Raw genomic sequence first — 12,365 nt, 5'->3', positions numbered from 1 at the left:
GATGTTTGAGGCGACAAAGGCAAAAGCGCGGCGCGCTGCAAAGCGGGCCGCCATAAGTGTCGGAGCAACGGTTTTGTTCCTAATCGGCCTTGCGTTTTTGACCGTCTCAATCTGGGTTGCGCTAAATGCAATTTTTCCAACTGAAATTGCTGCTTTGATTATGGCTGGCGGGTTCTGCGGATTGGGTTTGATTTTATTCGGAGTTGCCGCTGTAATTGGTGAAGGTGCACCAGAGAAAATCGAAGCAAAGCAGGAAGCAGATTCTGCACAATTGCAAAATGCACTTATACAATCATTCATGACGGGTCTTGCTGCAGGACAGAACGCTAAATCACAGCGTTAGTTCGTTTAAACGGAATACTTTATCGAGTGTTCCGTTTATGTTTTGACATGGTCATCCATGCCCAAAAAGCCTTTTGAAAATGTTCAGGGGCTTCAATCATTAGGATATGTCCTGTTTTCAGCAGCACAGCATGGGATGATGGTAAGGATTGCAACATTTTTAGCTGATGATCGGCTGGCACAACTGGGTCATTCAAACCAATAAACGAAGATACGCTTTGTTGAACCTCATGCAGATGTTGGGAATTATCTTGTCGTGATACCCAATTCGCTGTTTGCCACATCATCGAATAGTTTGATTGCCTCAATTCACTCAGCATTTTTGCGGGTATCATGCCATCGATTTTTGCATTGAAAACAGCTGTACGCATTCCTAAAGTAAAACGCGCTTCGTCAAGGTGCCACCACTGCATTATACTGCGAAAGATGCTGTTACCGATAATTGGTGTTAGTGTCAGCATTTCTAGAATACTTTTTCGCCCTGGTATTTTGCCACATGACAGTGCGCCTATGATTAAAATATCTTCGACCAGATCGGGATACAAACGGGCCAATTACAAAGCGATCATGCCACCGCTTGAATGACCAACCAACCGGCACTTGGTATTTTGCGGTGAAATCTTTTTTAGGAAGTTCGCATAAACATGAACCAAATTCTGATCTTCGAAAAGTCTATCATGACTTTGATCTGTCCACGGAAAATGCCCGGGTAACGAAATACCGTATGCCGTAACATTCTGAGATGCGCAAAAAATGGCCGCCCCTTCCCAAATTGACGGTGTTTCAAGAAGTCCTGATAAAAAGATAATGGGTGATTTATTCGCCGATCCTTCACAAAGTTGAGTGATCGGCGTGCTCTGCAAATCGGCCATCTTGGTATCAATGTCATTAAAATATTCAGATGCAGATGAATGCATAAGCTTTCTTTCATTTGTCTGTCTGAATTCAACTTTAGACAGGAAAGGAAGTTCCAAGACTTCTGTGTCCTAGGTCAGGACCGCAATAAGGGATTTCAAATGATCATCTTTTGCGATTTCAACCAGATAAGGTGGGCTGTCTTCAAGGTTTCCGAACATAGATCTGGATAAAGCCATCATGACAGGTGGGCTGAAAACAAGATCTGAGAAAAAATCAGTCTGCGGATTTTTGAATTCGCCACGCACAAGCCCTTCTTTGACGATCGCTTGTGCGGCATCGTGCATCTCAGCGATAAAGCCATCCCGGAAATAGCGCGCGATATCAGGGAAACGCGTTGATGTTTCGGCCACCAGTGGCATCATTTCACCGCATGGGGAATTCACGATGCCCTCATAGGCTGCATCCAGCATTTGCGACAGTTTTTCCATACTTGTCATCGACGTATCTGCAACCAATGCTTTCATTTTGGCGACGCTTTTTTCCGGACCATCAGTCGAAACCGCGACGAAAAGTTCTTTTTTGTTTTTGAAATAATGATAAATCGCAGGCTTCGAGACACCGACAACTCTTGCAACGTCATTCATACTGGTTGCCGCAAATCCTTTGGCGCGAAACAAGGATGTCGCTTCGCGAATAATCTGGATGCGTCGCTGGCTAGCTGTATTTTGTTCATCATTATTATTTTCTTCAGACGTAATTGACATCTGTATATTAATCCTACCTTGCTTACCGACCGGTAAGTAGCTATGTGCTCGCACAACTCAGAATATCAAGGTGAAACAGGAAATGATGATGTACAAGCGGCAATCATTTTATTTAAAAGTATCGAAATTATCGTTGTTGGTGGTTGCCTTATTGGTACAGCTGACCGTGGCTTTTGCCCAACAAACGAAAGACGATAATACGTTACGCCCCGTCAAAACAATGATGATTGAAGCGCCCAGTTCATTTCTGGCGCGTGAGTTTTTTGGAAAAATAGCAGCAAGAGAAACTGTTGATCTGTCATTCGATGTCGGTGGTCGGATGGAGGTCTTTCCTGTTCTCGAAGGCCAAGCCGTTGCAAAAGATGGACTGATCGCGCGACTAGATTTGGCGCAATATGAACGTGCCGTTGAACAGGCGGAATTGTCACTGGATCAAGCCGCACGGGAATTACAACGTGCGCAAGCCCTGGTCAGCACCAATTCTGCTTCACGGGTGCGGGCGCAGGATGCTCAGACCACACGGAACCTTGCCGACATCCAGCTTCGCGCCGCGAAAGAAGCTTTGGCTGATGCACAATTGACAGCGCCCTTTGATGGGATCGTGGCAAATAGATTGGTTGCAACATATACGAACATTCAGCCCGGTCAGCCCATCGTTCGCTTACACGACATGTCGGAAATCAGGGTTGAAGTGGATGTTCCTGAACGATTGTTCCAACAATTCGGATCTTTTGATGACATAAGCTTTACGGCAGAACTTCCTGCGTTGGAAAGCGCTGTACCCCTGACAGTGCGTGAATTTACAGCTGAAACGGGAACGATTGGTCAAACCTATCTGGTTTCACTTGCTTTGCCCGCCGGTAAATATCCAAATCTAATACCAGGTGCAACGGCGACGGTGATCGCTCAGGTCAAGAACGGCGTCAGCGAAGCGCATATTTTACCTGCATCCGCAGTTATTCCGCAGCCTGATAAATCTTTGGCCGTGATGGTGTTCGATCCGCAGGATGACACAATCGGTATTATTCGGAAAACCCGTATTGAGGCTGGATCATACACAGGCACAGATATTCGCGTCACAGGTTTGCAAAACGGAAGCGAAGTCGTGATTGCGGGTGCGCATTTGTTGAAAGATGGCCAGAAAGTGCGACGTTTTTCCGGCTTTACGGTTCAGGAATAACCCTATGGATATCGCCCGTAGATCAATTGAAAAACCGCTTTATACTTGGCTTTTAGTCCTTTTTTGTCTGATTGGTGGGGCATTGGGCTTTGTCAGCGTTGGCAAGTTAGAAGACCCTGTCTTTACCATTAAAGAAGCGGTCGTAATCACGCCTTACCCCGGCGCGACTGCACAGGAAGTAGCAACTGAGGTGAGCGAGCCGCTTGAATCTGCAATTCAGAAAATGGGCGAAATCAAGATCGTCACGTCACGCAATCAACCCGGCATTTCGGTTATCACTGTTGAAATAAAAGACACATATGACGGCGATCAGATGCCACAAATATGGGACGATTTGCGCAATAAGGTGGGTGATGCGCAAAGTGAACTGCCAACCGGTGCCAGACAATCATTGGTCAATGATGGTTTTGGTGATGTGTTTGGCATATTTTACGCTATTCAAACTGATGGTTTTTCGGATGGTGAAAAGCATGAAATTGCAAATTACCTAAGGCGAGAGATATTGACAGTCAGTGGTGTTGCTGACGTTGAACTGCGCGGTCTTCCGCAAGAGGCTATTTTTGTAAGCCCGCCCACTGAAAATCTTGTGAATCTTGGTATCGATCCGGGCGTGTTGGTGACGGCTGTTGCAAATAGCGATGCAGTTAGTCCAACTGGAACGGTTCCCAACGGTACGCAAAATCTGACAATCAACCGACCAGAGGGTGACGATAGCGTTTCAGAAATTGCAGGCCTTTCTGTTGGTATAGCCGGAGAGGTATTAAACCTTGCAGACATAGCTGATGTGAGTCGTGAACGCATTGACAAACCAACGGAAATTTTACGCCATAATGGGGCATCTGTCTTTACGCTTGGTGTGGCAGGATTGACATCCGAAAACATCGTTACAGTTGGTGATCGCGTTGAACAAAAGCTGGATCAGTTGCAAGGCGAATTGCCTTATGGCGTGCAAATATTTCCGATCTATGAACAGCATAAAGTCGTCGCAGAAGCGAACACAGGTTTTTTGGTTAACCTGGCCCTGTCTGTCGGAACCGTCATCGCTGTTCTGGCGCTTTTTATGGGTGTACGTGCGGCGATTGTTGTGGGCACCACGCTGTTGTTGACGGTTGTGTCGACGTTCTTTTTCATGTTCATTTTTGACATCAAGATGGAGCGTATTTCGCTTGGCGCCTTGATCATCGCGATGGGGATGTTGGTGGACAATGCGATTGTGGTCGCCGAAGGAATGCAGATCGCAATGCGGCGTGGCCAGACGGCTAAACAAGCCGCGCAAAAGGTTGCCGCACAAACGCAAATACCGCTGCTTGGTGCGACAATTATCGGCATCATGGCATTTGCCGGTATCGGTCTTAGTCCCGATGCGACGGGGGAATTCCTGTTTTCACTGTTCGCGGTCATTGGCATATCGCTGCTTTTAAGCTGGCTTCTTGCGATTACAGTAACGCCTTTATTGGCGCACTATCTGTTCAAGGTTGGTGGTCTTAAAGATGGTCAAGATCCCTATGGTGGTTTGATTTTCCGTGGGTATGGCGCGGTTTTGAAAGGTGCATTACGTGTCAGATGGTTAGTGATTGCTGGCTTAATCGGCGTTACAGCGGCTTGTTTTATGGCATTTGGCAGCGTCAAACAGCAGTTTTTCCCACCCTCAAATACCCCACTTTTCTATTTAAATTATAAGTTGGCTCAGGGCACGTCGATCAAGGACACATCAAGTGATTTGAAGATACTTGAAAATTGGCTGCTTGAACGTGATGACGTTGCATCTGTCACTGCAACAATTGGTCAGGGCGCAACGCGCTTTATTTTGACGTACAGCCCGGAAAGTGCAGACACATCTTATGGGCAACTGATTATTCGGGCAAAAACCTTTGATGACATTCCGGCTGTTAAAAAGGCGCTTGACGAATATGCGGCTGATACCTTGCCGTGGGCCGAGGTCAAAACACAGCAGATCATCTATGGGCCTGCAACAGGTGCTGATGTTGAGGCGCGATTTATTGGTAAAGATGCAGATGTTCTGCGTATCTTGGGCGAACAGGCTGTCGCAATTTTTGAAGCAAATGCATTGCTGGAAGGTGTTCACACAGACTGGCGTGAACGCGAACTGACGGTGCGCCCGATTTACGCAACAGAGCGCGCGCAGGCAGCGGGTATTACACGCGAAGATGTGGCGCAAACCATGCTGATCGCAACAGATGGTATTTTGGCTGGTCAGTATCGCGAAGATGATAGGTTGATCCCGATCTATGTACGCGCGCCAGATGCGCAACGTGCACAGGACGGCAGTTTGTTGAATCAAGTCATTTACAGTTCTGCCTTGCAAGATTTTTTGCCTGTCGTTCAGGCGATCGAAGGGTTTGAGCTGCAGCCGCGCGATACGCTGATCCATCGCCGGGACCGCCAAAAGACACTGACTGTTCAGGCAAATGCGATAACAGGTGTAACACCCCCTACGGCCTTTGCGCAGGTGCGGTCATTGATTGAAGACATGGATTTACCGCCGGGATATGAAATGGAGTGGGGTGGTGAATTTGAAAGCGCATCCGAGGCACAGGCATCGCTTGGTCGTCAGATGCCGCTAAGTTTCATGACAATGCTGATCATCACCATACTGCTGTTTGGCAAATTACGTCAAACAGCTGTTATCTGGCTTTTGGTGCCTATGGCGGTGAATGGGGTGGCACTTGGTTTGCTATTCTCAGGTCTGCCGTTTTCGTTCACGGCATTGCTTGGTCTGTTAAGCCTGTCGGGCATGCTGATTAAAAACGGAATTGTTTTGGTTGAAGAAATCGACACCCAAAAAGCCGAAGGTCTTGCGCAATCAGAAGCGATTGTAAAAGCTTCAATCTCGCGGGTGCGTCCAGTGGTTTTGGCCGCTGGAACGACCATTTTGGGTATGGTGCCCTTGTTGACCGATGCGTTCTTTAATTCCATGGCGGTCACGATTATGGGCGGCCTGGCCTTCGCAACAATTTTAACATTGCTGGCAGCACCGGTTCTTTACCACACGATCCTGCGTAAGGAACGTGTGGCGGAAAAGCAGTCAAAGGCTTAATCGTGCCTAAATCTTGAAATCTGCAGATGCTACAGATCAATCCGCCATTGCCAGCAAAGATGCATTTCCGCCAGACGCTGTTGTGTCAATACAAATATGGCGTTCTAGCACGCAGCGGTGTTCCATATCATCCTGGGTTGCAATCGGGATAATGGGGCCGTTGCGTTTTGCAAGCGCTTGTCTGACAGTGCGCAAGATGTCGATATCAGTCCAGATCGCAACGACGTCAAAACCTGTCAGTTGCTCAAGATGTGCATGGTTCAGTTGACCTGATATCGCATTCTGACCCGTCGCGCCGGAGCAGACGATCAGCGTTGTACAGCCGCAGTCTTGCGCAATCTTTGCTTGGTTCTGGGCCTGCTCAATTCTGGGTCCAAGGCACAGCACTTTGCCGCGGGGATGCAACGACAGACGGTTGGATTCACCCGTTGGCCCTGGCATGTCGTATGTCACAAGTGTCATACGATTTGGGGCATCCAAGGCCATCAGCGCATTTTGCACGATATCAAAATCAAGATAGGGGCCAGCCATATCCACAGTATCGGTTGGCATTGTCTGCTTGGTAAATCTGTGTAAATAATGTGGGCCACCCGCCTTGGGACCCGTGCCCGACAGACCTTCGCCGCCAAAAGGTTGTGTGCCCACAACCGCACCGATCTGATTGCGATTGATATACATATTCCCAACATTCAGCTGACGCGTCAGGTGTTCGACCCTGTCATCAATGCGTGTATGCAGGCCAAACGTCAGACCATAACCGCTGGCGTTGATGTCGGTTACGATCTGATCAACCTGACTGGATTTGAAAGTTGCGACATGCAAAACCGGCCCAAAGATTTCTTTTTGCATGTCGGCGATCCCGGTCACCTTTATCACGGCGGGTCCGATAAATATGCCATCTACAGGTGCAGCAATCTGCTTTAACAAACGGCCGTCTGTTTTGGCCTCGGCAATATGGTCTTGAATGCCCTGTGCTGCGCTCTGGTTGATCACAGGGCCGACATCTGTGGCGAAATCCCATGGGTTGCCAACCACCAATTCGTCCATTGCACCAAAAAGCATGTCCATAAATTCAGGTGCGATGTCCTCTTGCAGATACAGCAGGCGCAAAGCAGAACAGCGCTGACCTGCGGATTGGAAAGAGGATGCGACAATGTCTTTAACTGCCTGTTCGGGCAATGCAGTTGAATCGACAATCATCGCATTCAGCCCCCCGGTTTCGGCGATCAACGGGGCATCGGGGCTAACGTCATCGGCCATTGCAAGATTAACCGTTTGTGCCGTGGCTGTTGAGCCTGTGAAACATACGCCATCAATGCGTGGATCGCTGACAAGGACTGCGCCAACCACTGATCCGCGCCCCGGAAGCAGCTGCAAGCATTGATTGGGTACACCTGCATCATGCAACAGTTTGACGGCCAAAGTTGCGATAATGGGTGTTGGATCCGCAGGTTTGGCAACCACGCCATTGCCAGCTGCCAGTGCCGCTGCAATCTGGCCCGTAAAAATCGCCAGGGGGAAATTCCAAGGTGATATACACGCGATCACGCCCCTTGCCTCGCGTTTGTCTATGAATCCGATTTGGGTGGCATAATATCGCAGGAAATCCATCGCTTCGCGCAATTCTGCAATTGCATCCATAGGTGTTTTACCAGCCTCGCGGATTAGAACGGCAAACAATTCTGCATAATTTTCTTCGTACAGATCTGCAGCTTTGTTCAAGATTACGGCGCGATCTTTCTCTGCGCAATTGGTCCAGCTTTGGGCGACAGACAACGCAACTTCGACATCCTGTCGGTCGCATTCTGTAACCTTGCCGACCATGTCAGTCGGATCAGCGGGGTTGATTATGAGTTTTGAAGCGTCGCCCTTATAATTACCTGCAATCAACGGATTAGCCGTCCAACTGACTGCCTTAAAAGGCTCGATTGCGCCTTGAACATCAGCCAGATCATCATAGTCATGCAAATCCCAGCCTCGCGAGTTCTGGCGTTCTGGTGCATAAAGATCACGTGGTAGTTTAATACGATCTGCGTTGCGCTGCAGATCAACTTTCACCTGATCAAATGGATCTGTCGCGATATCGGCAGCAGGGACTGTTTCATCGACAATCTGATTGACGAAAGATGAGTTGGCCCCATTTTCCAAAAGCCGCCGCACCAGATAGGCCAGCAAATCGCGGTGCGCGCCCACTGGGGCATAAATCCGACAGCGGGTTCCATGCTGCTTCATGACTTGCCGGTGCATGACTTCGCCCATTCCATGCAGCCGCTGAAATTCAAAAGATGCCTTGTCATCACTTAGATGCAAAATCGCAGCAACAGAATGCGCATTATGTGTGGCGAACTGCGGATATATGCGGTCAGTCATGCCAAGAAGTTGCTGCGCGCAACATATATATGACACATCAGTGGCCGACTTGCTGGTAAAGACTGGAAAATCGGTCATCCCGGTGACTTGTGCGCGTTTTATTTCGGTGTCCCAATAGGCGCCTTTGACCAACCGCACCATGATTTTGCGACCCAGCTTTTGGGCCAATGCATAAAGCCAGTCGATCACATTGGCCGCTCGCTTGCCATAGGCTTGGACAACGACCCCAAAACCATTCCAGTCGGCAAGCCGTGGGTCACTTAAAACGGTCTCGATCACATCTAGTGACAGATCAAGACGATCAGCTTCTTCGGCATCAATATTCAGACCCATATTCGCGTTTTTTGCCATGACAGCCAAAGCAATTGTCCGGTCGACCAGCTCGGTCATGACACGAGTTTTCTGGCTGACCTCATACCGGGGATGAAGCGCTGATAATTTGATTGAGATACCTGGGTTTTGCCGAATGTCATCGGACAATGCTTGTTTGGACAATGTTTGGATAGAATTTTCATAGGCTTTAAAAAAGGCATCTGCATCGGTTTGGGTTAATGCAGCTTCACCAAGCATATCATAGGAATAGCTGAAACCCTTTTTCTCCATTCCAGCGGCGCGGTCCATTGCACTTTGGATGGTTTCCCCCAGAACGAACTGATTTCCGATTTCCTTAATCGCGCGTTTGACGGCGGTGCGGATGACGGGTTCACCAAGACGCTTGATCGCCCCATGCAAAACGCCCGCGACGCCTGAAGATTTCCGTTCGTCTAAAACCTTGCCCGTCAGCATCAAGGCCCAAGTCGATGCGTTGACAAGTGATGACGAGGATTGCCCAAGATGCTCACCCCAGCTTGAGGGCGCGATTTTATCTTCGATCAGATCATCAATCGTGTCGGCGTCTGGAACCCGCAGTAATGCTTCGGCCAAACACATCAAGGCAACCCCTTCATCCGTCGACAACCCGTATTCTGCCAAGAATACTTCCATCAATCCTGGATTGCTATCGGATCTGATATCTTCGATCAGTTTAACTGCAGATTGGGTGATGTCTTTGCGTGTCTGGGCGGGCAAATCTGACTTGGCAATCATATCATCGATTAGCGCGGTTTGATCAGTCAGGTGATTGCGTCGCATTGCGTTGCGCATATTTTGGAAATTGGTCATGTCGTCGCCCCCACCTTTTGATTGTGTGGATATTATCATTGATTAAGCGGGAAGGTTTCCGTAAATTTCCGTAAACTTAGGCATATCGCCTTTATTGGGAAATTTATTAGGTCTAATTGATGTTAAAAGACGTGGAAAGACGACAACTTGATCAATACGATGAGAAAATTATTTCTATTCTATCGCAAGAAGGACGATTGCCGGTAACGGATTTGGCAAGGCGGATCGGGATGTCGAAAAGTCCTTGTCAGGTCCGGTTGAAACGTTTGCAGGACGAAGGATTCATCCAAGGGTTTCGCGCTGTGCTGAACCCGCGCTTGCTTGGGCGTGAACATGTTGCTTTTGCCGAAGTCAGGTTGGACGATACTCGCGAAAACGCTCTTGAGGCATTCAACGCAGCTGTTCAAGCCATACCAGAGATCGAGCAGTGCCATATGATCGCCGGATCGTTCGATTACCTGCTGAAAATCCGAACTGCGGATATAACGGCCTATCGTCGTATACTTGGCGAGAGTATCTCGACTTTGCCGAATGTGGCCAGTACGTCTACCTTTGTTTCGATGCAATCGGTTAAGGATTTTTCGTTCTAGGCACTTTCTGCGCGCAACAGCATTCCGAACAGATCGCGCGGTTCATCAGGATCGGCCAACATGTCAAGTTCTTCATAGAATTCAGTCTCGACAAGCTTGTCTTTGACGTACCGCAGGGCAGAAAAATCTTCGGTTGCAAAGCCAACGCTGTCAAAAAGAGTGGTTTGCGTGGCGGCAGTGCGTCCGTCGATCTGGCCTGTGATCACCTGCCATAATTCCTTGACCGGGTGATCATCATTCAATTGCTGAATTTCACCTTCGATGCGGGTTTGCGGCGGGTATTCCACAAAGATATCAGACCGCAACAGAATATCTTTGTGCAGTTCAGTTTTGCCGGGGCAGTCCCCGCCAATTGCATTGATATGAATGCCTGCGCCGACCATATTGTCGGTCAAAATGGTCGCATATTGTTTGTCAGCTGTCACCGTTGTGACAATCTGTGCGCCTTCCATTGCGTCTTGGGACGTGGTGCATTTTGTGATGTCAAAACTCTTGCCCGACAGATTAAAGGCACATTTTTCGGTGGCGGATTGATCGATGTCATACAGTCGCAGCTTTTTTATTCCAAGAATTGCCTTGAATGCCATTGCCTGAAATTCTGATTGTGCGCCATTGCCGATAATCGCCATTGTATCGGCCTCTTCGGGTGCCAAGTATTTGGCTGCCACGGCTGATGTTGCGGCAGTGCGCAGCGCGGTCAGAATTGTCATTTCAGTCAAAAGCGCAGGGTATCCGGTATAGACATCGGACAATACGCCAAAGGCCGTGACGGTTTGCAGCCCTTCTTTTGTGTTTTTCGGATGCCCGTTGACGTATTTGAAGCCATAAGTTTCACCGTCGCTTGTCGGCATCAGTTCAATCACGCCATCTTTGGAGTGGGACGCCACGCGGGGGGTTTTGTCGAATAATTCCCAACGTCGGAAATCGTCTTCGATATAGACGGCGAGTTCGCGCAAGAAAGTTTCGACCCCAATGTGATTGACTAGTTTCATCATGTGATCAACGCTGACGAACGGGACGATGTTTATGCCTGCGGGGGGTGTGGGCGTGTTCATTCAAAAACTCCGAGTTGGGCGATCCATGACGCGCTTACCAAACAGGCTGGCGATCAGATCGACGATCAGTTTTGCGGTCCGTCCGCGTTCATCCAAGAAAGGGTTCAGCTCTGCGATATCCATCGATGTGACAAGGTCGCTGTCATGCAGAATTTCCATGACCAGATGTGCTTCGCGGAACGTGGCACCGCCTGGAACAGTCGTGCCAACAGCGGGCGCAATGCTGGGATCCAGAAAATCGACATCAAAGCTTAGATGCAGTCGTCCGTTTGCAGCGCGAACGCGGCTTAGAAAATTGCGCAAGGGCGTGGCGATGCCGCCTTCGTCAATGGCGCGCATGTCGTGAACATCAATCGCGGTTTCGGTGATGTTTGCGTTTTCTGATGCGTCAACAGACCGAATGCCTAACATGCAGATGTTTTCTGGTTTCACTAGGCCTTTGGGTGTTGGAAAATAGCCTTTAAATCCATCTTGCCCGGTAAAGAACGCAACGGGCGTTCCATGCAGATTGCCGCTGTCGGTACTGGACAGAGTGTGAAAGTCAGTGTGCGCATCCAGCCAAAGAACGAATTGTTCCTGCCCTAGAGCCTGCGCATAATTTGCAACGCCACTTACAGTGCCCGCAGACATAAGGTGATCACCACCCATAAAAATAGGCGTTCGTGTATCGTCGCAGATTTCAAAAGCTGCGTCTTGCAGGGCAGCCACCCAATTGGCGCAATCTTCCAGATTTTTCAGAAGTGAATTGGGGTGTATCGCGTGTTCTGATGTTTTTGGCGAAGGTGCAAGATTGCCGTGGTCGTGAACCTTGTGACCCAAATCGCGCAAGGCGCGTTCAAGGCCGGCCACCCGAAGTGCATCAGGGCCCATCAAACACCCTTGTCGTGCTTTTCCAGAATCAACGGGCGCACCTAAAAGAGTGATTGATCGCATGGCCTGGCCTTTCATAAATTTCTGTTCAAGATGAACCGAAATAAAATGGTAAGC

10 protein-coding genes are annotated in these 12,365 nt (G+C 48.9%); 4 read left to right on the top strand and 6 right to left on the bottom strand.

Annotation, left to right across the window (positions count from 1 at the left end):
- Position 1: 1 nt before the first annotated feature.
- Positions 2-343, top strand: a complete 342-nt coding sequence (locus tag HRQ87_RS05965) for a hypothetical protein (RefSeq protein ID WP_174136247.1) — start codon at positions 2-4, stop codon at positions 341-343.
- 19 nt (positions 344-362) lie between these two features.
- Here HRQ87_RS05965 and HRQ87_RS05960 read toward each other — a convergent pair whose 3' ends face one another.
- Genes HRQ87_RS05960 through HRQ87_RS05950 form a run of 3 tightly spaced genes read right to left on the bottom strand, consistent with a single transcriptional unit; the run spans position 363 to position 1,964 of the window.
- Positions 363-896: an alpha/beta fold hydrolase gene (locus tag HRQ87_RS05960; protein WP_174136245.1), complete on the bottom strand. Its 534-nt coding sequence runs from the start codon at positions 894-896 to the stop codon at positions 363-365.
- Positions 897-1,316 carry an alpha/beta fold hydrolase gene (locus HRQ87_RS05955; protein WP_174136243.1) on the bottom strand — a complete coding sequence of 140 codons (420 nt, stop codon included), beginning with the start codon at positions 1,314-1,316 and terminating at the stop codon, positions 897-899.
- 12 nt (positions 1,317-1,328) lie between these two features.
- Positions 1,329-1,964: a TetR/AcrR family transcriptional regulator gene (locus tag HRQ87_RS05950; RefSeq protein WP_174136241.1), complete on the bottom strand. Its 636-nt coding sequence runs from the start codon at positions 1,962-1,964 to the stop codon at positions 1,329-1,331.
- Between the two features lie 88 nt (positions 1,965-2,052).
- Here HRQ87_RS05950 and HRQ87_RS05945 point away from each other — a divergent pair, with 88 nt between their 5' ends.
- Both HRQ87_RS05945 and HRQ87_RS05940 read left to right on the top strand, forming a co-directional pair.
- Positions 2,053-3,144 carry an efflux RND transporter periplasmic adaptor subunit gene (locus HRQ87_RS05945; RefSeq protein WP_174136239.1) on the top strand — a complete coding sequence of 364 codons (1,092 nt, stop codon included), beginning with the start codon at positions 2,053-2,055 and terminating at the stop codon, positions 3,142-3,144.
- Between the two features lie 4 nt (positions 3,145-3,148).
- Complete coding sequence (locus HRQ87_RS05940; protein ID WP_174136237.1) at positions 3,149-6,202, top strand: efflux RND transporter permease subunit; 3,054 nt, start codon at positions 3,149-3,151, stop codon at positions 6,200-6,202.
- Between the two features lie 36 nt (positions 6,203-6,238).
- On the opposite strand, the gene putA is transcribed toward HRQ87_RS05940, so the two are convergent.
- Positions 6,239-9,733, bottom strand: a complete 3,495-nt coding sequence (gene putA / locus HRQ87_RS05935) for a bifunctional proline dehydrogenase/L-glutamate gamma-semialdehyde dehydrogenase PutA (protein WP_174136235.1) — start codon at positions 9,731-9,733, stop codon at positions 6,239-6,241.
- A 119-nt stretch (positions 9,734-9,852) separates the two neighbouring features.
- On the opposite strand from putA, the gene HRQ87_RS05930 reads away from it, so the two are divergent.
- Entirely contained in the window at positions 9,853-10,323 is a 471-nt protein-coding gene (locus HRQ87_RS05930; RefSeq protein WP_174136233.1) for an Lrp/AsnC family transcriptional regulator, read from the top strand.
- On the opposite strand, the gene HRQ87_RS05925 is transcribed toward HRQ87_RS05930, so the two are convergent.
- Together HRQ87_RS05925 and rocF are read right to left on the bottom strand one after the other, a co-directional pair.
- Positions 10,320-11,378, bottom strand: coding sequence for an ornithine cyclodeaminase (locus HRQ87_RS05925; RefSeq protein ID WP_174136231.1), 1,059 nt, complete (start codon positions 11,376-11,378; stop codon positions 10,320-10,322). The genes HRQ87_RS05930 and HRQ87_RS05925 overlap by 4 nt on opposite strands.
- Complete coding sequence (gene rocF, locus HRQ87_RS05920) at positions 11,379-12,248, bottom strand: arginase (RefSeq protein WP_246251780.1); 870 nt, start codon at positions 12,246-12,248, stop codon at positions 11,379-11,381.
- Positions 12,249-12,365: the final 117 nt, after the last annotated feature.

The organism is Parasulfitobacter algicola (assembly GCF_013315265.1).
Lineage (GTDB): Bacteria > Pseudomonadota > Alphaproteobacteria > Rhodobacterales > Rhodobacteraceae > Parasulfitobacter > Parasulfitobacter algicola.
Note: the sequence above shows the minus strand (reverse complement) of the source record. Positions and strands in the feature narration are given on the sequence as shown.

Coding starts and splice junctions, on each gene's coding strand:
- HRQ87_RS05965 (WP_174136247.1), top strand. CDS start 2: ATGTTTGAGGCGACAAAGGCAAAAGCGCGGCGCGCTGCAAAGCGGGCC.
- HRQ87_RS05950 (WP_174136241.1), bottom strand. CDS start 1,964: ATGTCAATTACGTCTGAAGAAAATAATAATGATGAACAAAATACAGCT.
- HRQ87_RS05945 (WP_174136239.1), top strand. CDS start 2,053: ATGTACAAGCGGCAATCATTTTATTTAAAAGTATCGAAATTATCGTTG.
- HRQ87_RS05940 (WP_174136237.1), top strand. CDS start 3,149: ATGGATATCGCCCGTAGATCAATTGAAAAACCGCTTTATACTTGGCTT.
- putA (WP_174136235.1), bottom strand. CDS start 9,733: ATGACCAATTTCCAAAATATGCGCAACGCAATGCGACGCAATCACCTG.
- HRQ87_RS05930 (WP_174136233.1), top strand. CDS start 9,853: ATGTTAAAAGACGTGGAAAGACGACAACTTGATCAATACGATGAGAAA.
- HRQ87_RS05925 (WP_174136231.1), bottom strand. CDS start 11,378: ATGAACACGCCCACACCCCCCGCAGGCATAAACATCGTCCCGTTCGTC.
- rocF (WP_246251780.1), bottom strand. CDS start 12,248: ATGGGCCCTGATGCACTTCGGGTGGCCGGCCTTGAACGCGCCTTGCGC.